Source organism: Acidiphilium rubrum (genome assembly GCF_900156265.1).
GTDB classification, from domain to species: domain Bacteria; phylum Pseudomonadota; class Alphaproteobacteria; order Acetobacterales; family Acetobacteraceae; genus Acidiphilium; species Acidiphilium rubrum.
In genome coordinates this window covers 71348-93832 of sequence record NZ_FTNE01000006.1, presented here as the reverse complement: position 1 = coordinate 93832, position 22485 = coordinate 71348, and the positions used below count along the sequence as shown (strand labels likewise).

General features: G+C 64.5%; 21 protein-coding genes. 14 read left to right on the top strand and 7 right to left on the bottom strand.

Features of this window, described 5'->3' with window-relative positions:
• Positions 1–25: 25 nt before the first annotated feature.
• Together rpoZ and folK are read right to left on the bottom strand one after the other, a co-directional pair.
• Entirely contained in the window at positions 26–436 is a 411-nt protein-coding gene (gene rpoZ, locus BW994_RS06405; RefSeq protein ID WP_029311326.1) for a DNA-directed RNA polymerase subunit omega, read from the bottom strand.
• Between the two features lie 111 nt (positions 437–547).
• Positions 548–1048, bottom strand: coding sequence for a 2-amino-4-hydroxy-6-hydroxymethyldihydropteridine diphosphokinase (gene folK / locus BW994_RS06400; protein WP_029311327.1), 501 nt, complete (start codon positions 1046–1048; stop codon positions 548–550).
• Between the two features lie 105 nt (positions 1049–1153).
• Between folK and BW994_RS06395 the strand changes: the two genes are divergently transcribed.
• The 4 genes from BW994_RS06395 to BW994_RS06380 all read left to right on the top strand — a co-directional run bounded on the left by BW994_RS06395 (position 1154) and on the right by BW994_RS06380 (position 6624).
• Entirely contained in the window at positions 1154–1726 is a 573-nt protein-coding gene (locus tag BW994_RS06395) for a LabA-like NYN domain-containing protein (protein ID WP_029311328.1), read from the top strand.
• Between the two features lie 7 nt (positions 1727–1733).
• Positions 1734–2369 (top strand): uracil-DNA glycosylase, encoded by a 636-nt coding sequence (locus tag BW994_RS06390; RefSeq protein ID WP_029311329.1) that lies wholly within the window; start codon positions 1734–1736, stop codon positions 2367–2369.
• Positions 2370–2427: 58 nt separating this feature from the next.
• Positions 2428–5193, top strand: coding sequence for an ATP-dependent DNA helicase (locus tag BW994_RS06385; RefSeq protein ID WP_029311330.1), 2766 nt, complete (start codon positions 2428–2430; stop codon positions 5191–5193).
• Between the two features lie 189 nt (positions 5194–5382).
• On the top strand, positions 5383–6624 hold the full coding sequence (locus tag BW994_RS06380) for an outer membrane beta-barrel protein (protein WP_029311331.1): 1242 nt from the start codon (positions 5383–5385) through the stop codon (positions 6622–6624).
• A gap of 30 nt (positions 6625–6654) precedes the next feature.
• Here BW994_RS06380 and BW994_RS06375 read toward each other — a convergent pair whose 3' ends face one another.
• The 3 genes from BW994_RS06375 to BW994_RS06365 all read right to left on the bottom strand — a co-directional run bounded on the left by BW994_RS06375 (position 6655) and on the right by BW994_RS06365 (position 9478).
• Positions 6655–7188 carry a helix-turn-helix domain-containing protein gene (locus BW994_RS06375; RefSeq protein ID WP_139334011.1) on the bottom strand — a complete coding sequence of 178 codons (534 nt, stop codon included), beginning with the start codon at positions 7186–7188 and terminating at the stop codon, positions 6655–6657.
• Positions 7133–7492 carry a hypothetical protein gene (locus tag BW994_RS06370; protein WP_029311333.1) on the bottom strand — a complete coding sequence of 120 codons (360 nt, stop codon included), beginning with the start codon at positions 7490–7492 and terminating at the stop codon, positions 7133–7135. Before BW994_RS06370 ends, BW994_RS06375 begins: the two co-directional genes overlap by 56 nt.
• Positions 7493–7609: 117 nt before the next feature.
• On the bottom strand, positions 7610–9478 hold the full coding sequence (locus BW994_RS06365) for an ABC-F family ATP-binding cassette domain-containing protein (protein ID WP_029311334.1): 1869 nt from the start codon (positions 9476–9478) through the stop codon (positions 7610–7612).
• A gap of 105 nt (positions 9479–9583) precedes the next feature.
• On the opposite strand from BW994_RS06365, the gene ndk reads away from it, so the two are divergent.
• Positions 9584–10006, top strand: a complete 423-nt coding sequence (gene ndk, locus BW994_RS06360; RefSeq protein WP_029311335.1) for a nucleoside-diphosphate kinase — start codon at positions 9584–9586, stop codon at positions 10004–10006.
• Between the two features lie 41 nt (positions 10007–10047).
• Here the strand turns inward: ndk and BW994_RS06355 are convergent, their stop codons facing one another.
• Both BW994_RS06355 and BW994_RS06350 read right to left on the bottom strand, forming a co-directional pair.
• A complete protein-coding gene (locus BW994_RS06355; protein WP_029311336.1) occupies positions 10048–11832 on the bottom strand; it encodes an SLC13 family permease in 1785 nt (594 codons plus the stop codon).
• A 114-nt stretch (positions 11833–11946) separates the two neighbouring features.
• A complete protein-coding gene (locus tag BW994_RS06350) occupies positions 11947–12216 on the bottom strand; it encodes a YMGG-like glycine zipper-containing protein (protein ID WP_029311337.1) in 270 nt (89 codons plus the stop codon).
• A 231-nt stretch (positions 12217–12447) separates the two neighbouring features.
• Here BW994_RS06350 and BW994_RS06345 point away from each other — a divergent pair, with 231 nt between their 5' ends.
• The 9 genes from BW994_RS06345 (at position 12448) to BW994_RS06310 (ending at position 21952) form a co-directional block, all read left to right on the top strand.
• Positions 12448–13488: a rod shape-determining protein gene (locus BW994_RS06345; RefSeq protein WP_029311338.1), complete on the top strand. Its 1041-nt coding sequence runs from the start codon at positions 12448–12450 to the stop codon at positions 13486–13488.
• Positions 13489–13532: 44 nt separating this feature from the next.
• A complete protein-coding gene (locus BW994_RS06340) occupies positions 13533–14411 on the top strand; it encodes a universal stress protein (protein ID WP_029311339.1) in 879 nt (292 codons plus the stop codon).
• Positions 14412–14413: 2 nt separating this feature from the next.
• Positions 14414–14863 (top strand): MarR family winged helix-turn-helix transcriptional regulator, encoded by a 450-nt coding sequence (locus BW994_RS06335; protein ID WP_029311340.1) that lies wholly within the window; start codon positions 14414–14416, stop codon positions 14861–14863.
• A gap of 73 nt (positions 14864–14936) precedes the next feature.
• Positions 14937–15644 carry a pirin family protein gene (locus BW994_RS06330; protein ID WP_029311341.1) on the top strand — a complete coding sequence of 236 codons (708 nt, stop codon included), beginning with the start codon at positions 14937–14939 and terminating at the stop codon, positions 15642–15644.
• A gap of 206 nt (positions 15645–15850) precedes the next feature.
• Positions 15851–17374: a Do family serine endopeptidase gene (locus BW994_RS06325; protein ID WP_029311342.1), complete on the top strand. Its 1524-nt coding sequence runs from the start codon at positions 15851–15853 to the stop codon at positions 17372–17374.
• Between the two features lie 161 nt (positions 17375–17535).
• Positions 17536–18486 carry a sulfate adenylyltransferase subunit CysD gene (cysD, locus tag BW994_RS06320; RefSeq protein WP_076454417.1) on the top strand — a complete coding sequence of 317 codons (951 nt, stop codon included), beginning with the start codon at positions 17536–17538 and terminating at the stop codon, positions 18484–18486.
• The gene (gene cysN / locus BW994_RS06315; RefSeq protein WP_029311344.1) at positions 18486–20351 is read left to right on the top strand and encodes a sulfate adenylyltransferase subunit CysN; all 1866 of its coding nucleotides are present in this window, start codon (positions 18486–18488) and stop codon (positions 20349–20351) included. The genes cysD and cysN overlap by 1 nt, the downstream gene beginning before the upstream one ends.
• Before the next feature lie 312 nt (positions 20352–20663).
• The gene (locus BW994_RS19110; RefSeq protein WP_139334010.1) at positions 20664–20999 is read left to right on the top strand and encodes a hypothetical protein; all 336 of its coding nucleotides are present in this window, start codon (positions 20664–20666) and stop codon (positions 20997–20999) included.
• A gap of 293 nt (positions 21000–21292) precedes the next feature.
• On the top strand, positions 21293–21952 hold the full coding sequence (locus BW994_RS06310; RefSeq protein ID WP_051657251.1) for a PEP-CTERM sorting domain-containing protein: 660 nt from the start codon (positions 21293–21295) through the stop codon (positions 21950–21952).
• Positions 21953–22485: the final 533 nt, after the last annotated feature.

Genomic DNA, 22485 nt, shown 5'->3' with positions numbered 1-22485 from the left:
CACGGCCATTGAGTGCGGGCTCGGATCAGCGGCGCGGACGCCCGCCGCCAAGCTCCGCTTCGATCGCGGCCGCGATATCCTCGGACGTCATCTCCTCGGATTCGGCGGCAAGCGCTGCGGCTTCCTCCTCGGCGGAGACGTCCTGCAAGCCAAAAATATTCTGATCGGTCGGAATAAGATCCTGCACTTCCTCGTCGATCGGTTCCGGATCGGGCACGCGCGAGAGCGATTTGATCAAATCCTGCTCCAGCCCGCCGAAATCGACCGAAACATCGGCAATCTCGCGCAGCGCGACCACAGGGTTTTTATCGTTGTCACGATCGATCGTAATGGCGGCACCGCGCGCGAGGTTGCGGGCGCGCTGGGCGGCCAGCAAAACCAATTCGAACCGGTTCGGGATCTGCTCGATGCAATCTTCGACGGTAACGCGTGCCATGACAACTAACTCCATTTATCATGCGCTCAGCGGCGCATAACCCAATACTTCAACCAAAATATCTAGCAGACGGCACGCTGCAGCGCAACCGAAGTTCATGCGCAGCAACAATTACCACGGCATCATGGACCCCGCAGCGGGCTGGGGCAGCGCCGCTAGCAGCGCGGCTGCCGTCAAATCGAACCCAGGATGCACCCAATCGGGCGCGATATCAAGAATAGGTTGCAGCACGAACGGCCGCAGCTGAGCACGCGGGTGCGGCAACACCAAGGACGCCCCCGTGCTGACGATGCCATTGCAGTCGATCAAGTCCAGATCGAGCGTGCGGGCCGCATTGGCAACACTGCGCGTGCGGCCGAATTTCGCCTCGATCTTGTGGAGCGATGCCAGCAGCCAGGCGGGATCGGGCTCGCCCTCAAACCGAACGACGCCGTTGCAATAATCAGGCTGGCCATCGTCGCGTGGCACCGGCGCGCTGCGGTACCACGCCGAGAGAGCGACGAACCGAATGTCCGGCAGGTTTCGCAGCGCATGCACCGCCTGATCGCAGGTCGTGCGCGGCGAACCGCCCTCAGCGCCCGGCAGATTCGCACCGATGGCGATCAGCAGCATTATTTCTACCCTGTACCTTCAAGACAATTTCGCGTAAACGAATGGCCACCATATCGATATTCAACTTGAATATTTAAATTTTCTGCGATTCGGAAGGTTCCGCCCATGCGTCTACTCCCTCACGAAAAGACCGCTCTGTTTATCGATGGTGCCAATCTATACGCAGCCTCTCGTGCCGTGGGATTTGACGTCGATTACCGTCGACTTCTCGATTTTTTTGGTAACGTCAACCTGATTCGCGCGTATTACTACTCCGCACTGCTCGACACCGAAGAATATTCGCCGCTCAAACCTTTGACCGACTGGCTGGCCTATAACGGCTATACATTGGTGACCAAGCCCGCCAAGGAATTCACCGATGGTGCAGGCCGGCGCCGGGTCAAAGGCAACATGGATATCGAACTCGCGATCGATATGCTCGAAATGGCGCCGCACATCGACCACGCGATCCTGTTTTCCGGCGATTCGGACTTCCGCCGCCTGGTCGAAGCGGTCCAACGGCGCGGCGTGCGCGTATCGGTGGTCTCGACCATCAAGACCGCACCGCCGATGATCGCCGATGAACTGCGTCGGCAGGCAGACCAATTTGTTGAACTATCCGACATCGCCGGCGATTTCACCCGCCGCCAGACCGAGCCCCGCCAACGCCCGCAGCGCGCTGAGGTCGAAGTCGAATAATCCCGCCATGCCCGCCGCGGCCGGCGCAGAACCGGCAAAAAACTGCCCGCTCTGCCCGCGCCTCGCCGCGTTTCGCACCGAAAACCGCCAAAAATTCCCCGATTGGCATAACGCGCCGGTACCATGCTTCGGCGATACCGATGCGCGCCTGCTCATCGTCGGGCTCGCACCAGGCGTGCGCGGCGCCAACCGCACCGGCCGGCCCTTCACCGGCGATTTCGCCGGCAAACTCCTCTACGAAACCCTCCTGAAATACGGCTTCGCCACCGGCCAGTACCACGAGCGGCCCGATGACGGGCTCACCCTGCACAACTGCCGCATCATCAACGCCGTCCGCTGCGTGCCGCCGGAAAACAAACCGCTACCCGCCGAAATCGCCACCTGCAACCAATTCCTCCAGGCCGAAATCGCCCGCATGCCGAACCTGCGCGCAATCCTCGCCCTGGGCGGCATCGCACACCAGGCCAGCCTGCGCGCGTTCGGACTGAAGCCAGGCTTCGCAAAATTCGCCCACGGCACCACAACAATCCTGCCAAACGGCATAACCCTCACCGATAGCTTCCACGTCTCACGACTCAATACCAACACCGGCCGGCTCACCACACCCATGTTCGAAGCCATCATCGCCTCACTGCAACACTGATCCCCGCGTCCCCCACACGCCGGTTGGTATTATCACGCGAGACCGTTAAACCCGGCGTATGAACGTCCCGCCGCGATTGTTGCTGCCCGATGCGCCGTCGCTGGTGACGGCCCATGGCCGTGCCGCCATCCTGACGGCCGAGGGCGAGTTGCTTACGCTCGATGCCGAAGCGGCGCGGGCCGCCTTGCGCGGATTGCCACCACCGATCGTGATCCATGCGCCGGCGACGCTCAAGCGTCTCGGCACCACGCTGCGCACACTCGATCTGCTGGAACTGTTCGCCTTCGTCATGCCCGCACAGCCCTTGGCCCCCACCCCCGCGGCCCTCGCCCGCGCGCTCGACATGGAACCGCCGCAGACCATCGAGGCCGCCGCGGCGATGCTGCCCGATTTCGCCAGCGCCTTATTGACCAGGCTGGCCCAGGGCAGAACCCTGCGCATGAACCGTCACGCCGCCGGGCTTGCGGCGCTGATGGGCAGCGCCGGATGGCCCTGGGCCAAAGCGGTAGCGGCGGCGCTCGACGATGCAGCGGCCCGGCCCGACCGGGCGTTGTTGCGCCTGTGGTCGATCCTGCCGGAATGGGAGGATGAGGCACCCCGCCCGCCGCCATCCTCGTTCGCGGTGGCGCCGGATGCGGCCCGCGCCCGGCTGGCCGATCTGCTGGGCGATCAAGCGGAGCAGCGCCCGGCGCAATCGGATTATGCATCCGCCGCAACCGCCGCGTTCGCCCCGGCCGCGACCGAGGGCGCGCCGCATTGCGTGCTGGCCGAGGCGGGTACCGGCACGGGCAAGACGCTCGGCTACCTCGCACCGGCCTCGCTCTGGGCCGAGCGCAACCAGGGTGCCGTCTGGATTTCGACCTACACGCGCCATTTGCAGCGCCAGATCGAGCAGGAACTGGCGCGGCTGGAGCCGGACCCGGTCAAGCTGCGCAACCGCGTGGTGCTGCGCAAGGGGCGCGAAAATTACCTCTGCCTGCTCAATTACGAGGACGCGGTGAACAATGCCGGGGCGAATCTGGTCGCCCTCGGGCTGATCGCCCGCTGGGCGCTGGTGTCAAACGATCACGACGTCGCGGGCGGCGACCTGCCGGGCTGGTTTGCCGAATTGTTCGGCACCGCGCTGCTGCCCCAGATTGCCGACCGGCGCGGCGAATGCATCCACGGTGCCTGCCCGCATTTCAAGCGCTGCACGATCGAGCACGTGATCCGCCGCGCGCGCGGCGCCGACCTCGTGATCGCCAACCATGCCCTGGTGATGGCGCAGGCGGTGTGGGGCGGGCTCGATGATAACAGCGTGCCGACCCGCTACGTGTTCGATGAGGGGCATCATCTGTTCGATGCCGCCGATTCCGCCTTTTCGGCCGAATTATCCGGCATCGAAATGGCGGAGTTGCGGCGCTGGCTGCTGGGGGCCGAGGGTGGCCGCTCACGCGCGCGCGGCATCGCGCCGCGGATCGCCGATCTGGTCGAGGCCGATGAAACCCTGGCAGCACCGCTGGAGGCGGCGCTGATCGCAGCACGCGTGTTGCCCGGATCGGCGTTTTTCGCCCGCCTCGGCGCCGCCGGCGGCGTCGAACTCGACAGTATCGGCACCGGCACGGCCGAGGCGTTCCTCAGCGCACTGGTCACCCAGGCGCGCGCCCGCGCCAAACCGGCCGACCGCGAATCCAGCCTCGATTTCGAGGTCGATCTGCACCCGGTCGAACCCGCCTTGGCCGATGCGGCGGCGGCGCTGGAACGCGCCCTCGCCCGGCTCGAAACACCCCTCAAGGCCATCCGCGAGCGGTTGCTGGCACGCCTCGATGAGGAAGCCGCCACAATCGAAGAGCGCGACCGCCAGCGGATCGAGGCGATGGCGCGCAGCCTGCGCCGCCGCGCGCTCGATCAACTGGCCGCCTGGCGGCGCATGCTGGCCGCGACCAGCGCTGCACCGCCCGCGCCCGGCGAGCGGCCGCGCAACGTGCTGTTCATCCGCCTGGGGCGCGATGCGGCGCTGCTCTCGCATCTGCTCGACCCCACCGAAGCGTTCGCCGAAATCGTCGCCACACCCGCCCATGGCCTGCTGATCACATCCGCCACGCTGCGCGACAACGCGAGCGAGGCCGCGCCCGAAGCCGGCTGGCGCGGCGCCGAAGCGCGCAGCGGTGCCCGTTATCTGCCCAACCCCGCAATCCGCGCCGGCTTCGCCTCGCCGTTCGACTATCCGGCCCAGACCCGCATTTTCGTGGTGCGCGATGCCCCGCGCGACAATATCGAAGGTCTGGCCGCCGCCTTCCGCGCCCTGTTCCTGGCATCGGGCGGCGGCGCGCTGGGTCTGTTCACCGCGATTTCGCGCCTGCGCGCCGTCCAGTCCCGCATCGCGCCGGCGCTGGAGGCGGAAAACATTCCGCTCTATGCCCAGCATGTCGATGTCATGAACAATGCCACGCTGGTCGATGTGTTCCGGGCCGAGCAGAATGCCTGTCTGTTAGGCACGGATGCGATGCGCGATGGCGTCGATGTCCCCGGCAACGCCCTGCGCCTGGTGGTGTTCGAGCGCACACCCTGGCCGCGGCCGGATATTCTGCACCGGGTCCGCCGCGCCCATCTCGCGGATGGCGATGCCAAAGCCTATGACGACGCCATCGTCCGCCTCCGCCTGCGCCAGGGATTCGGCCGGCTGATCCGCCGCGCGAGCGACCGCGGCGTGTTCGTCCTGCTCGACCGGGCGTTTCCCTCGCGCCTGGAGTCAGCATTTCCGCCGGACGTGATCGTGCAGCGGATCGGCCTCGCCGAAACGGTAGCCTCGGTCGCCGCGTTCTTTGCGCCGCCGAATTTGTAGCAAAACTGCAACAGTCTGAGCCAATCGGGCATTCCAGCGCGTCTTGCGGTCGCACATGTCGCGTTTGGCATATTGTTTGCTGATATACGACGCGACGTGTCGGAAACTTACGACATGCCGCCATGGTTTCATCGGTCGGCGATGAAAATAACGGCATGTGGCGTAATAAAAGATCAAACAGGAGCGATTATGTTTGCTGAAATCACAACCGGGCCGCGAAAGTCGAAACGTGCGGCGCTACTGGGCCTTGGCTTTGGCGCTGCCGCTTCGTTGCTGGCTCTCCAATCCGCCCAGGCCTTCAACGGCCCGACCGCGATCAACATTGATGGCGGACCCCTCGGACCGCTCGCGCTGACCGGCGGGGCGGATGGATATCTCTACGGCCTGTCGGGTACCGGTAATTCCGCCAATTACGGCCTGCTCGGCACCGACAAGGCGACCGGCGCCGAATTCCTCAACGGGTTGATCCAGGTTCAGAAGGCCAGCGGCTTGCTGCAATTCACCATCGAGGTCGGCGCCACCAACGCCTTGATCCTGGGCGGCAAGCCGAACTCAACCTCAGTGCAGACGTTCTCGACCGGCCCACTCTATGCTGGCTACCTCACGCTGGCGCCAACCAAGAGCCTGTCGATTTCGGCCGGGCAGCTCGGCTCGCAGGAAGGCTATGAATCAGGCGTCGACTGGAACAACGCCAATTTGTTGACCACCGATATCTTCGCGGTCGAAAATTCGCAGAGCCGCGGCATCGAAGCGACCTACACGGTCGGCCCGGTCGCCGCGACGATCGAATACGGCGATGGGTTCGATACCGGCGTGTGGAACTTCGTCCAGGCGCTCGCGACCTACACGATCAACAGCAACAACGTGCTCAACGTTTTCGGCGCCACCAACCTGGGCCGCACCGGCCCGAATGCCCATATCTATGGCTCGGCGACCACACCGTACAACCAGTCGTTCGTCGGCGGATACGGCCCCTATTACGTCAATTCGACCATGCTGGGTGCCTACTACAGCTACACCATGGGCAATCTGAACCTCGTGCCCGAAGTGCAGTATGTGTACGCCAAGCCGGATGCGATTCTCGCGCGGGCGTCAGGCGATCTGCCCGGTAAGGGCCTTTACAAATTCTCCAGCAATTTCGGCGCGGCACTGTTCGCCGACTACCAGTTCGGCAAATCGGACTACTCGCTTGGCGGTTGGGGCGAATACTTCACCAGCAACGGCTCTGATAATTGGTTCATCAACCAGGGTGCCCAGGGCGTGGGCATCTCCGTCTCCCCCACCTGGCAGGACAAGAACCTGTTCGTGCGCGGCGATGTCGGGCTGCTGCATCTGACCAAATTCAGCAACAACGGATCACGCGGCTACGGCAACGACGGCGGCAGCCGCAACCAGGCCGATTTCGTGGTCGAAGCCGGCGTGCTGTTCTGATCGAGGCGGCGCGCGGCAAGCCCCGCGCGCCTACCCGGCTGGTTTCCGATCAAAACCCATCGAACCCATCGCCACCGGCGATGCTTCAGCCATGATCGGCGCAAACGCCCGTTCGACGCTTTCCGGGTCATGCGATATGGCGCGCAGATAGCTCGTGGCAGCGGTATCGGGCTGGCGTTTGCCGATCTCCCAGTTGCGCAGCGCCTCGATCTCGAACCCGTAGCGGGCGGCAAACTGCGCACGGGTCACGCCGAGGCGTCGCCGGAGCTGCCTTATATCGATCGGCGCGGTATCCAGCATCGCGGCCGCAAACCCGGTCGAGCGAAGCACACCGAGCAGACCGGCCGGATCATCGACATGCGGCAACGCGACCACGGCGCGACCCTGCGTGATGACCTCCTCGATCACCCGCTTGGCCCGCAGCAGGCTCAACCCACCACCGACCAGCGCGATGGCGGCATCGACGCGCGCCGGCGCGCCCCGATCATCCACCCGATCATCCACCCGATCATCCAATCGTCGCAACACCACGGCGGCGGGCGAACCGGAGGATGCGGGGGGCATGTCCCGGATGGGCCCCAGTCGTTCGAACCGCGCCTTCAACGATGATCTCATCGCAATCCAACCTTTCCATCATCACCTGCGCCAGCGCCATCAAATTACCGGCGCCGACCAGGTTTGCCCGCGGCCCCTGCATATGCGTCCGGCGCAGAACCAACGACCGATCATGAAAGTCCGGCTCAGCCAGGATCTTGATCACACCGGACGGGGTCTCGACCACGATAGCGACAACCGCATCCTGCGACAGATCATCGATGATCGCGAAGCTGATGCCACCGCGCCACCCTCCTGGCTTACTATGGTCCAATGGCCCACCACTTTCAAGAACCCCTGCCCGCTTCGGCAAGACACGCGCGCCACGCCACACCGCACGAACCGGAGTCCAAAAGTTTTTTGGTTCCTTTTTCCAAAAAAGATCGCCTTCCTACCCCACCGCCTCCAGCGCCGCCTCAACCTCCAGCCACACCGCTTCCGCCGCCTCGATCTCGCCGCCGATCACGCCGAGCCGCTGCTGGATCGCGGTAATCTCGTCGGATTTCGCCCGCGCGTAGAAATCGGCATCCGCGAGTTTCGCCTCCAGCTTGCGCTTCTCGGCCTCCAGCGTGCGGATCGTCTTCTCGGCATCGCGGCCGCGCTTGCGCAGCGGTGCCGTGGCTTCGCGCGCTTCGGCGCGGGCCTTGCGGTCTTCCTTGGTCTGGGGCGCGGATTTACGCTCCTGCGGCGCGGCGGATGATTTCTGCGTAATCAGGCGCCGGTACGCCTCAAGATCATCGTCATACGCCTCGACCTTGCCACCCGAAACCAGCATCAGCCGGTCCGCCACCAGATCGATCAAATGCGTATCATGCGTCACCAGAATGACCGCACCCGGGAAATCGGTCAGCGCGCGCACCAGCGCCTCGCGCGCATCGATATCGAGGTGATTGGTCGGTTCATCGAGAATGAGCACCTGCGGCGCATCCCGCGTCGCCAGCGCCAGCAGCAGCCGCGCCTTCTCGCCGCCCGAAAGCTGACCCACCTTGGTATCGACCCGCGCGGCATCCAGCCCGAACCGCGCCGCCTGCGCGCGCACCTGGGTCGGTGTTGCGTTCGGCAGCACGCGCGACAGATGCAGCAACGGCGTGTCATCCAGGTGCAGATCATCCTCCTGATGCTGCGCGAAATACCCCACCGTGATGCCGCGGGTGCGAAAACTGCTGCCGCTCATCGGGTCGAGCCGTCCGGCCAGCGCCTTGGCCAAGGTCGACTTGCCGTTGCCGTTCGCCCCCAGCAGCGCGATGCGGTCCTCCATATCGATCCGCAGCGACACGCCCGATAGCACGGTCCGCTCCCCATACCCCAGCGAAACCCGGTCGAGCGAAAGCAACGGCGGCGCCAATTCGCGCGGTTCGGGAAAATTGAACCGCGTCGGGCTGTCTTCCACAATGGTATCGATCATCGGCATTTTCTGCAGCGCCTTCAGGCGGGACTGCGCCTGCCGCGCCTTGCTCGCCTTGGCGCGGAACCGGTCGACATAGCTCTGCATATGCGCGCGCTGCTCGGCAATCTTGGCCGCCGCCCGGTTCTGCTGCTCGGCCCGCTCGGTGCGAATGCGCACGAACTCCGCAAACCCGCCGGGCGTGAGCGTAATCTTGCCGCGATCGAGATGCGCAATGCTGTCGACCGCGCGATCGAGCAGGTCACGATCATGCGACACCATCAACACCGCACCGGTAAACCGGGCGAGCCAGTTTTCGAGCCAGAGCGTCGCCTCAAGGTCCAGATGATTGGTCGGCTCGTCGAGCAGCAACAGATCGGGTGCCGCGAACAGCGCGGCCGCGAGGGCAACACGCATGCGCCACCCGCCGGAAAAACTCGACATCGCACGGTTCTGGGCAGCATCATCGAAACCAAGGCCGGCAAGAATCGCCCCGGCCCGCGCGGTCGCACTGTCGGCATCGATGGTGATCAACCGGTCATGAATCTCGCCCAACCGCTCGGGCGCAGCGTGTTCCGCCTCGGTGAGCAGCGCCGCCCGCTCGACATCGGCGGCCAGCACCACCTCGATCGGCGTGATCGGCCCGGCCGGCGCTTCCTGCGCGACCGAACCCATTTTGGCCCGGTTGGCCAGGCGGATGGTACCGCCATCGAGCGTATGAATGCCCTGGATCAGCTTGAGCAGGGTCGATTTGCCCGCCCCGTTGCGCCCGATCAACCCGATCTTGCGGCCAGGATCGACCGTGAGTGCCGCATTTTCGAGCAGCGCACGGCCGGCGATGCTGAACGACAGATTTTCGATGCGAAGGAGGCTCATGCCCGCTTGCTAACCCAGCACGCGGGGCTTGCCCATACCGGACAGGGCGGCTATGGCCGCCCCGACTCTCGAACCTTCCGACAAAAACCCTGAAAAGAGACCCCAATGGCCATCGAACACACGCTCTCGATCATCAAACCCGACGCGACCCGCCGCAACCTGACCGGCGCCATCAACGCCAAATTCGAGGCCGCCGGCCTGCGCATCGTCGCCCAGAAGCGCATCCACCTCACCAAAGCACAAGCCGAAACCTTCTACGGCGTCCACAAGGAACGCCCGTTCTTCGGCGGTCTGGTCACTTTCATGACCTCCGGCCCGGTGGTCGCCCAGGTGCTCGAAGGTGAAGGCGCGGTCGCCAAGAACCGCGAGATCATGGGTGCAACCGACCCGAAAAAGGCCGCCGCCGGCACCATTCGCGCCGAATTCGCCGAAGATATCGAAGCCAATTCCGTGCATGGCTCGGATGCGGCTGATACCGCAGCGCACGAGATTGCCTTCTTCTTCGCCGGCATCGAAATCGTCGGCTGACATCGTCAAAAGGGGGCGCAAGCCCCCTTGTTCGCGCCGGTTCAGCCCTGATGCAGCGGCCAGACCAGCATGATCAACGGCACCGCAACCACCAGACTGACCAACGTCAGCGGCAGGCCCAGCCGCCAGTAATCGCCAAACCGGTAGCCGCCCGGCCCCATCACCAATATGTTGCATTGATGCCCGGTAGGCACCACCATCGGCAGGGCCGCACCGACCGCGACGGCCATCAGCAGCGGGTCGATCCCGACATGCAGCCCATGCGCCACACCCACCGCGACCGGCGCCATCAGCACCGCCGTCGCGGCATGATTGACGACATTCGATAAAATCATCGTCACCAGCAGCATCAGCGCGACCACGCCGAAGCTCGGCAAATGATGCGCCACATCAATGAACAGCGCAGCGATGGTCTTCGCCCCGCCGGTCTGCTGCAACGCCTGCCCGACAGGGATGATCGCGCCGAGCAGCACGATAACCGGCCACTCCACCGCATCATAAACCGCGCGCGGCGAGATCAGGCGCGCCAGCACCATCGCCAGCGCACCGCTGGCAAACGCCACGTCCGATGGCAGCACGCGCGTCGCGGCCAGCGTGATCGCGACGGCGAAAATCCCGAGCGCGGTGGCAATCCGCGCCGGCTTGCCAACGCGGATGGCGCGCTCAGCCAGCGGCAGGCAGCCCAGCTGCGTCATCACCTCGTCCAGGGTTTCGGCATCGCCCTGCAGCAACAGAATGTCGCTCGCCTGCAGCGGTATGGCCGAGTGCCGCCCCTTGATCCGCTCGCCCTGCCGCGCCACCGCCAGCAGGTTGACACCATACCACCGGCGCAACCCGAGTGACGCCGCCGATTTACCGATCAGCCGCGATTCCGGCTGCACCACACATTCGACGATGTCGATATCGTTCGATTTCAGAAAATCGTCCTCGATGTCCTTGTCCGATGCCAGGGTGAGCTTCGCGGTATCGAGCAGGATCGTCAGATTATCGGCATCCGCCTCGATCACTAAATGATCATCCGCCTGCATCCGATGATGCCGGCGCGGGGCCACCCGGCGGTCAGCGCCGTGCACGAGCCCGACCACCGCGAAACTCGCCTCCACCGCCTCTTCGAGATCACCGATCGTCTTGCCGTCGAACGGGCTGCCTGCGGGCACCTGCACCTCGGTCAGGTATTTCGCCATGCCGTAATGATCGTCCTGGCCTTGACCGCTCTGGCGTTCGGGCACCAGGAACCGGCTGAACAGCGCCATGAAAACAAGCCCCGCAACCGCGACACCGGCGCCGACCGGGGTGAACGAAAACATCGTGAAGCCGCCGTTGCCCAGTTGGCCCCGATACGCCGCGATGATGATGTTCGGCGACGTGCCGATCAACGTGGTCATGCCGCCCAGAAACGCGCTGAAGCCGAGCGGCATCAGAAACCGCGAAACGCTGGTGCCGCTGCGCCGCGCAAGCTGGATCGCAACCGGCATAAACACGCCGATCGAGCCGGTATCGTTGATCAGCGCCGAACTGACCGCCTCCGCCCCGGTCAGCGCGATCAATTGTCCGGACGGCGTTTTCGCGGCGCGGCCCAGCCATTTGGCCAGCAGATCGACCACACCGGACTGCCACATGGCGTGTCCCATGATCAGCACCGAAGCGACCGTGACCACCGCCGGGTTGGCGAAGCCGGCGAATACCGCATCGGGCTTCAGCACATGGGTCATCGCCAGAACCATCAGCGCCAGCACCGCGACCAGATCGTAGCGGATGATATTGGTCAAAAACAGCACCAGCGTGGCACCGATCACCGCAAAAACGATCATCTGGTCGAGCGGCATCGTGGCTCCATCGTGGGCGACGTATTCGGTTGCAGGGGTCGGTCAGGCTGCTCGGGGGGCCATGAAAAAGGGGAGCCGAGGCTCCCCTTTCAAGTCAGAATCATGTGCCGCCGCTTACGGTGCATGACCCAGATTGACGGTGTTGGGGCTGGTCACGGCACCGCCGATGGCACCGACGCCGCCGCCGATCAACGCGCCCGTGGCGGCCGATCCGCCGGTCGCCGCACCGATGATCGCACCGGTACCGGCCCCGATCGCACCGCCCGAAAGCGCGCGCGAGCCCGGCGTGTAGCCGCAGGCGGCAAGGCTGAGGGCCAGGGCTGCGAGCAGCGCCGGCGTCGCGAAGTGTCGGATCGTCAGGGTCCGTTTGGTTGACTGGGTCATGGTTGTTCTCCTTGTTACTCGGTCTGAATGAGTCGAGTTGATAACGTCTCATTCTTTGCAACGCCGTTACCGGGTGATGTCGGCAATGTAACGGCGCTGCTGTGGCAGCATCATGGCAGGCCCCGGCCTTGTTATGCATCCCCGCAGAGGGTAATCGGTCGGCGTTCTGGATAATTGGTTCGCATCCTCGCCAGACAACACCTCTGGCTGACGCTCCGCGGAAAGGGTTCCATGTTTTCTCGGCTTCTCGGGCTCATGTCTGCCGACATGGCCATCGATCTCGGCACCGCCAACACTCTGGTCTACGTAAAGGGGCGCGGCATCGTGCTCGATGAACCCTCGGTCGTCGCGATCGCCGAGGTCAAGGGGCGCAAGCAGGTTCTCGCGGTCGGCGAGGAAGCCAAGCACATGCTCGGCCGCACCCCCGGCAACATCCAGGCGATCCGCCCCCTGCGCGACGGCGTGATCGCCGATTTCGAGGTGGCGGAGGAAATGATCAAGCATTTCATCCGCAAGGTGCACAACCGCAAATGGGGCGCCTCGCCGCTCATCATCGTGTGCGTCCCCTCCGGTTCCACCGCGGTCGAACGCCGCGCCATCCAGGAATCCGCCGAAAGCGCCGGCGCGCGCAAGGTCCTGCTGATCGAGGAGCCGATGGCCGCGGCAATCGGCGCCGGCCTGCCGGTCACCGAACCCTCCGGCTCGATGGTGGTCGATATCGGCGGCGGCACCACCGAGGTTGCGGTGATCTCGCTCGGCGGCATCGTCTATGCCCGCTCCGTCCGCGTCGGCGGCGACAAGATGGACGAAGCCATCATCTCCTACATCCGGCGCAATCATAACCTGCTGATCGGCGAATCCTCGGCCGAAAAGATCAAGCTCGAAATCGGTGCCGCCTGGTCCGATCCCTCGGCCCCCGGCGTGTGGCGCGAGGTGAAGGGGCGCGACCTGATCAACGGCGTGCCGCGTGAAGTGCGGGTCAGCCAGGCGCAGATCGCGGAAAGCCTGGCCGAGCCGGTCAGCCAGATCGTCGAGACCGTCAAGGTCGCCCTGGAAAACACCCCGCCCGAACTCGCCGGCGACATCGTCGACAAAGGCATCGTGCTCACCGGCGGCGGCGCGCTGCTGCACCGGCTGGACGATGTCCTGCGCGAAGCGACCGGCCTGCCCGTGGTGGTGGCCGAGGAACCGCTGCAATGCGTCGCACTCGGCACCGGCCGCGCGCTGGAGGAGTTGAAACGCCTGCGCACCGTGCTTTCATCCATGTATTGATACGGCATACTGATACGGCATCATCTCGATCGGGGGACAGACGCATGGCGATCCGTAAAATCCTGCTGCCGCTGGCCGGCATTGCCTCCGCCCGCGGCGCGCTCACCACGGCCCTGATGTTGTCGGAGCGCTGGCGCGCCCATCTGCACGCGCTGCACGTCCGCACCGATACCCGCGATGTCGCACCGTTGGCCGGCGAAGGCCTGTCCGGCGCGATGATCGAGGAAATGATGGCGAGCACCGAAAAAGAGGGCAACAGCGAAGCCACCGCCCTCAGCGCCCTGTTCACCCAGGAAACCGCCGCGCGCGGCATTGCGGTCGGCGCGCCGGTGCGCGCGGCGGATGGCGCGGTGCGCGCCGCCTCCGCCCGGTTCTCCTCGGTGGTCGGACGTGAGGAAGAACTCGTCGCCGGCGAAGCCCGCCTGTCGGACCTGATCGTGGTGCCGCACCCGAAATCGGCCGAGGAAGTCGCATCGGCCGACGCGCTCCACGCCGTGCTGTTCGATTCCGGCCGCCCTGCCCTGATCGCCCCGGTTGGCGTGCCCACCACCATCGGCACCCGCATCGCGATCGCCTGGAACGGCACCGCCGAAAGCGCCTCGGCCGTCGCCTCGGTGCTGCCCTGGCTGGCCGATGCCACGGCGGTCCGGATCTTCCATTCGCCCGACTACCAGCGCCAGGGCCCGGGCGCCGACAAACTCGCCGCCTTCCTCGAACTCCACGGCATCACCGCCGATGCCACCGAATTCCGCGCGATCGATCGCAACGCGGGCACCGGCCTGCTCAGCGCGGTCGAAGCCTATGGCGCGGATCTGCTGGCGATGGGTGCCTATTCCCACTCGCGCCTGCGCCAGCTCATCCTCGGCGGCGTCACCCGCCATGTGCTGGAGCACGCCAAACTCGCCGTGCTGATGAACCGGTGAGCATGTTCGGCGTCGAGGACGCTGCGACCGAAGCCGCGATCCGCGCCTACGTGAAGCTGATGCGGGCGAGCCATGCGGTCAGCGCACGCACCGCCCCCCGCCTGATCGCCGCCGGCCTGACCCACACCCAGCTCGGCGTGCTCGAAGCCCTGCTGCATCGCGGCCCCCTCACCCAGCGCGACCTGTCGCGCAAAATCCTGACCAGCCCCGGCAATCTGACCGATGTGATCGACAAGCTCGCCAAACGCGACCTGGTCGCCCGCGTCGCCTGCAAGGAGGACCGCCGCAGCGTCCGCGTGGTCCTGACCGAGGCTGGCCGCGCCTTTATCGAATCCCTGTTCCCCGGCCATGCCGCCGATATCGGGGCAGCCATGTCCGGCGTGACGGGCGAGGATCTCGCAACGCTGGATCGGCTGCTGCGCCGCCTCGGCATCGCGGCCGGCGACGATTGACCTGACGTCGAGCGACCCTATATCATTCGATATCGAACTATAACCCACGCCCCGCCGCATCAGGAGATCATCGATGATCGAGCTACGCCCCTTCGACAGTATCGGCCGCTTCCGCAACGAGTGGCTCAACGCCCACCATCATTTCAGCTTCGGCGGCTATCACGACCGCGCGCGGATGGGCTGGGGTGCCCTGCGCGTCTGGAACGATGACGAGGTCGCCCCCCACACCGGGTTCGACCCGCACCCCCACCGGGACATGGAAATCATCACCTTCATCCGCCAGGGCGCCATCACCCACAAGGACAATCTCGGCAACGAGGGCGTCACCCGCGCGGGCGATGTGCAGGTGATGCACGCCGGCACCGGCATCACCCATGCCGAATACAATCAGGAAGACGAACCCACCCGCCTGTTTCAAATCTGGGTGATGCCGGACCGCACGGGCGTCGAACCCGGCTGGGCCAGCCGCGAATTCCCCCGCGCCACCGGCACCGGCCTGCACATTCTGGCCGGCGGCCGCCCGGGCGATGCCGCAAGCGGCGCCCTGCCCTTATACGCCGACGCCGCGGTTCTGGCCGGCAGGTTAGCCCCCGGCGAGCGCACAACCTACACGATGGAGCCCGGCCGCGCCGCCTATCTGGTTGCACCGCAAGGTAATTTCACCGTCAACGGCGTCGCCGCTTCAGCACGCGACGGCGTCGCAATCAGCGATGAACGCGCGATCGTGATCGAAGCCGGCGCCATCGAGACCGAACTGGTCCTTGTCGATGTGCGCTCATGAAACGAGTTTCATCTGCACAACCTGCCCACGTTTAGAATCGTCCCTATATCGCAGCCAAGGTCATCGATCCGTTACGCGAATAGTGTAGAAACACGAAACGAATGACGCGATCGAGCCACCGGTTCGCTGCGTTCCCGCGTTCCGACAATCTTCGTTTCGTCCTCCTGCGGCCAATCAACGGCCGGCCAACCATAAGGATAGCTTGTATGACATCGTTCCTCGCACGCCGCCGGCCGCATCGGATCGCGACACTCTCGGCCGTGCTCCTCGCCGGAACCTCGCTCGCAATCGCAACCCTGCGCCCCGCCATCGCGGACGACCAGTCCCTCAACGCCACCGCCAAGGTCCAGCAGGACTACAAACCCCTCCCCAGCTTCGCGCCGCTGGTCAAGGATGTCAGCCCCGCGGTCGTCTCGGTGACGGTTCACCTGAAAGTGCAGAATGCCGACTCGATGGGCGGCGGCGCACCCCACGGCATGCCGATGCCGTTTCCCTTCCCCTTCCCGCAACCCCAGCAGCCCCAGGCGGTCGAAGCCAAGGGCTCAGGCTTCTTCATCAGCTCCTCGGGCTATCTGATCACCAACAACCACGTCGTGAAAAACGCCAAATCGGTGTTCGTCACCCTGCTCGATGGTCAGCGCCTGGTCGCCCATGTCGTCGGCACCGACCCCGGCACCGATCTCGCCGTGCTGAAAGTCTCGCGCTCCAAGCCGTTCCCCTATCTCGAACTCGGCGATTCCGCGAAAGTCACACCCGGCCAATGGGTGATCGCGATCGGTAACCCGTTCGGCCTGGCCGAAACCGTCACCACCGGCGTGGTCTCCGCCCTCGGCCGCGATATCGGCGATGGCGAGTACGACAGCTTCATCCAGGTCGATGCCCCGATCAACGAAGGCAATTCCGGCGGCCCGCTGCTCAACCAGCAAGGCCAGGTGATCGGCGTCAACACCGCCATCCTCACCCCCACCGGCGGCTCGGTCGGCATCGGCTTCTCGATCCCGTCCGACATGGTCAAGCGGATCAGCACCGAACTGATCAAACAGGGCCACATCACCCGCGGCTTCATCGGCGTGCAGGTCCAGCTGATCAGCCCGGAAATGGCGACCGCCATGGGGCTGAAAAGCGAAAACGGCAAGGCCGATGGCGCGCTCGTCGCCGAAACCGTGCCGAACGGCCCCGCCGCCAAGGCCGGGCTCAAGCCGGGCGATGTCATCACCCAGGTCGATGGCAAACCGGTCACCAACCCGCGCGACCTCGCGCTGGCGATCTCCGAGATCAAGCCCGGCGATCCCGCGCACGTGCAGTATCTGCGTGACGGCAAGGCCGACACCACCGCGGTCACCGTCGAAAAAATGCCCGCCAACGCCCAGGCCGCCTTCAACGAAGGCCCCGGCAGCAAGGGCCATGGCGCCGCCAACAAGCCCGAACTCGGGCTCACCCTGGCGCCGCTCACCGAGTCCGATCGCCAGCAGCTCGACCTGCCGATGTCGAGCAAAGGTGCCGTGGTCGCCGGCGTCCTGCCGAACTCCCCCGCCGATGAGGCCGGGCTCCGTTCGGGCGATGTCGTCGTCGGCGTCGGCAGCACGCCGGTCGAGAATCCCGGCGACGCCATCAACGCGATCCACAAGGCCGAGGCCCAGAAAGCCAAGGCGATCGCGCTGCGCGTCATGCGCGGCAGCCAGGCCATCTTCGTCGCCGTGCCGCTGCCCAAGCCGGGTGCCAAAAAATAACCGGGCACGCCGTTCTCCCACCACCGCGCGCGGCGGAATCTCGCTCTACCAACCGCCGCACGCTCAACCGGATCATAGCAAACACGCCCCCGACCCTTGCAGGTCGGGGGCGTTTCTGATCTGACCACCCGAGAATTGCCCGTTTATTTGAGGTCCGCCGCATGCGTCCCGACCAATCCGCCCCGCCGAACACCGCGCCCGCCACCGCCGGCCGCGCCGCCAACGGCCTCGCCGCCCTCGAAGCCGAAAGCATCGAAATCATCCGCGAAGCCGCCGCCGGCTTTCGCACCCCGGTGATGCTCTATTCGATTGGCAAGGACAGTTCGGTGATGCTGCATCTCGCGATGAAGGCGTTCTACCCCGGCAAGCCGCCGTTCCCCTTGCTGCATGTCGATACCGGCTGGAAATTCCGCGAAATGATCAGCTTTCGCGACCGGATCGCCGCAACCCACGGGCTCGACCTGATCGTCCGCACCAATGCCGAAGCCGCCGCCCGCGGCATCAACCCGTTCGACCAGACCGCCTCGACCTACACGACCATCATGAAGACCGAAACGCTCAAAGCCGCGCTCGATGAATTCGGCTTCGATGCCGCATTCGGCGGCGCCCGGCGCGATGAGGAAAAATCCCGCGCCAAGGAACGCATCTTCTCGGTCCGCACCGCCACCCACGGCTGGGACCCGAAAGCCCAGCGGCCCGAATTATGGACCCTGTTCAACACCCGCCTCGCCCCCGGCCAGTCGATGCGGGTGTTCCCGCTGTCGAACTGGACCGAGGCCGATATCTGGAACTACATCGCCGCCGAGGCAATCCCGGTGGTGCCGCTCTATTTCGCCAAGCCCCGCCCGGTGGTGCAGCGCGGCAGCCAATGGATCATGGTCGATGACGACCGCCTGCCGCTCCGCCCCGGCGAAACACCCGAACTGCGCAACGTGCGCTTTCGCACCCTCGGCTGCTACCCGCTCACCGCCGCGGTCGAATCCACCGCGACCACGCTCGATGCTGTCATCGCCGAAATGCGCGCCTCGCGCGTCTCCGAGCGCGAAGGCCGCCTGATCGACCACGACGATTCCGCCGCGATGGAAAAAAAGAAGCGGGAAGGGTATTTCTGATGAACGACATGACCGCGCTCGAACCCCGCACCCTGCTCCGCCTGCTTACCTGCGGCTCGGTCGATGACGGCAAATCCACCCTGATCGGCCGGCTGCTGTTCGATACCGACAACATCCCCGACGATCAGCGCGCCAGCCTCGAACGCGATTCCCGCAAATTCGGCACCGACGGTGCCAATATCGACTATGCCCTGCTGGTCGATGGGCTGGAGGCCGAGCGCGAACAAGGCATCACCATCGATGTCGCCTACCGGTTCATGGCAACCCCCCGCCGCAAATTCATCATCGCCGACACGCCGGGCCACGAGCAATACACCCGCAACATGGCCACCGGCGCCTCGACCGCGCAGCTCGCCATCCTACTGGTCGATGCCAGCCAGGGCCTGCTGACGCAAACCCGCCGCCACGCCTTCATCGCCGATCTGCTCGGCATCCGCCACGTCGTCCTCGCCGTCAACAAGATCGATCTGATCGGCCACGACCAGGCCCGCTTCGATGCGATCGCGCATGATTTCGCAACCCTCGCCGCCCGCTTTCACTTCCACACCATCACCACCATTCCCGTCTCCGCCCGCCATGGCGACAATGTGGTCCACCGCAGCGCCGCAATGCCCTGGTACCAGGGCCCGACCCTGCTCGAACATCTGGAGACGATCGAACCCGCCACCGCGCAGACCGGCCCGTTCCGCTTTCCGGTGCAATGGGTCAGCCGGCCGGATGCCGATTTCCGCGGCTATGCCGGCACGGTCGCCGGCGGCGCGATCCACCCCGGCGATGCCGTCATCGTCGCGGCATCCGGCCGCACCAGCACCATCGCCCGCATCGTCACCGCCGATGGCGACCGCAGCATCGCCAACGCCGGCGACGCCATCACACTCACTTTGGCCGATGAGCTCGACATCTCGCGCGGCGACATCCTCGCCACCCCCGATAGCCGCCCGGACGTCGCCGCCCAATTCGCCGCCGATCTCGTCTGGATGAGCACGGCACCCCTGCTGCCCGGCCGCCCCTATATCGTGCGGATCGGCACGGCCAGTGTCTCCGGCGTGGTCTCGAAAATCCGCCACAAGGTGAACGTCAATAATTTCGACGAGCTCGCGGCCGACCAGCTCACCTTGAACGAGGTCGCCCTGGTCAACCTGGCCCTCGCCGCCCCGGTCGCGTTCGATGCCTATCAGGACAACCGCCGCACCGGCGCCTTCATCCTGATCGACCGCGTGACCAACGAAACCGTCGCCGCCGGCATGATCCGCCACGCGCTGCGCCGCGCCAGCAACATCCACACCCAGGCCCTCACGATCGACCGCACAGCGCGCGAGGCACGCAACGGCCACCGCCCGGCGATCCTGTGGTTCACCGGCCTGTCCGGCTCGGGCAAATCGACCATCGCCAATCTGCTGGAAACCAGGTTGCACCTGCTCGGCGCGCACACCTACCTGCTCGATGGCGACAACATCCGCCACGGCCTGAACCGCGACCTCGGCTTCACCGATGCGGACCGGGTGGAAAACATCCGCCGGGTGGGCGAGGTTGCCAAATTATTCGCCGATGCCGGCATGATCGTGCTGGTCAGCTTCATCTCGCCGTTCCGCGCCGAACGGCAGATGGCGCGCGAACTGGTCGAACCCGGCCTGTTCCACGAAGTCTTCGTCGACACCCCGATCGATATCTGCCGCCAGCGCGACCCCAAAGGCCTCTACCGCAAGGCGGACGCCGGCCAGATCCGCAATTTCACCGGCATCGACAGCCCCTACGAACCCCCCGAAGCGCCGGAGTTTCATCTGCAGACCGCCACATCGACGGCCGATGATCTCGCGGAAGGTTTGATCGCGGCGCTCCGTGTCCGTCTTGGATTTCCGATCTGAGCGCAATTCTGTCGGAAAACTTTACACTTCATCATATAAGCCATGGGACAAAATCGATAACCATCTGATATTCTTTTGTGAATTGAATTGGCACTCGTTTCGCTAACGGCATATACGCTGTTTGTTCAAGGTTGTTCAAGCACAGCCTGCCATCATGAAGCTTAAATCATTCAGTCTCATCGGCGCTGCCATAGCGGCGTTCGGAACGAACTCCGCGCAGGCTGACACGATCAATCCCCTAACCGCCCATATTTCACGGTTGCACCAGGTGCGGATTTCGGCACCCTGCCGATCGACGGTGTTTATACCAACATGGTGCAACCAAAGCCCGGTCCCGACGGTCTGACCGCCTACAATTCCAGCTATGGCGGAACGGCAGTCAATGACGTCAATAGCCATCGCAAATTGACGTGGTGGACCCCCTCGACGACAACCGGGGTCACCGCGACCGGCACCAACACCGTATCGCTGCGTGACCACAACACGCCTTTCTTCCCGCCCAACGGTACGCGGTCTAATGACACCACTTCATTCCAAGCAGCAGTCTTTACCGGCCGATTCTCCCTCGCATCCGCCGAGACGCTGACTTTTGATCGCGGTGCGGACGACGACGCAGCCGCAATTATTTCAGGCAAATCTCGTGGCTGATGCGGCGCAAACTGGGCTGAATTGACAACGGGTAACGCGAATTGGACGAAGAGCAGACGGCCGGCTTACCGGCCGCACTGGGGACCGCCAGCTCCGCAGACGAAGTCCGCACCTGATTTTTGTCAGGAAATTTTACACCTTAATCGAATTGCTGGACGATCCAATGTCTAACCCCCTGAAACAAAACGCTTTTGTAATTTGGCACGACAATTGCAAGACATTCAGCGCAAAACTTAAACGCGATTGTTTCCGAATACGGATGCCCCTCATTCTCGAATTATCTGGAGTTACCAATGTTTAATAAATTGGCTCTTCTTACCGGCGCCGCTGCCCTGGCATCTTTCTTTGGTGCCGTCACTGCGCAGGCCGACCCATCCTTGACCTTTGACGTTACCGTCTGGACTGCCGCAACTCCGAACGCGCAGATCGGCGATGCCAGCCAACAGGCCCTGCCGACCAACCCGATCATCGGGGCTGGCAACCTGATGGCAACCGCAACCTACACCGGCATCCCGAACTGGTTCGACAGCGCACAGTCCAGCAACACGTTCGCCGGCTTCACCAATAACGAAGCAGGCTTCTCGAATATCAACTATTACAACGGTGGTTCAGGAAGCAGCGTTCTCAGCACCGGAAATTTCGGCAGTGTCGCGCTGTTTGAACTGACGTTCACGACGACCCACGCCTTCTCCGGCACCGTGACCCATGACGATGGGTTCAGCCTTTACGACGGCACCAATCAGCTGGTGAACAGCGCTTACCCGACCAACGCAACTCCGACCAACTTCAGTGTCACCCCGGGGACCTATAATATCTGGTATCTCGAAGCTAACGGCGCGCCGGCAGAGCTGCAGTTCAGCAACGTGAATGTGCCGGAACCTGGCTCGCTGGCCGTTCTCGGCACCGCCCTGGTCGGCCTCGGCCTCGTTCTGCGTCGCCGCAAGCGCGCCTGACGATCAAACACGGCAAAACCACCCGAACGCGCCCAGTCAAATGGGCGCGTTTTCTTTGCTCATGCCGATGCAACCACCCCACGGCGCCACGCCGTCAGCACGCGGAGGATCCCTACCCCTCGATACCCATCACCCAAGCCCCCAACCCCACAACGTCATTGCGAGCGCAGCGCGGCAATCCAGCCCCGCGACACCCCCAAACCAAAAATTCTAACACACTCCTAACAAACCCCTTTCTCACCCCCCAACCCCACCACGTCATTGCGAGCGCAGCGCGGCAATCCAGCCCCGCCACACCCCTAAACCAAAAATTCTAACGCACCCCTAACAAACCCCTTTCTCACCCCCCACCCTCTATGTTTATCTCCCCCCATGATCTCGAACGCGCCCTTCATGCCCTCCGACCCGTCCGAGCGCTTCGCGATGATCTTCCGCGCCCTGCAGCGATCGGTGGCCGACAACGGCTACCGCCTCAAAATCCACGGCCCGCTCCTCGTCCTGATCTGGAACTACCTCAGCCGCCAGATCGCCCG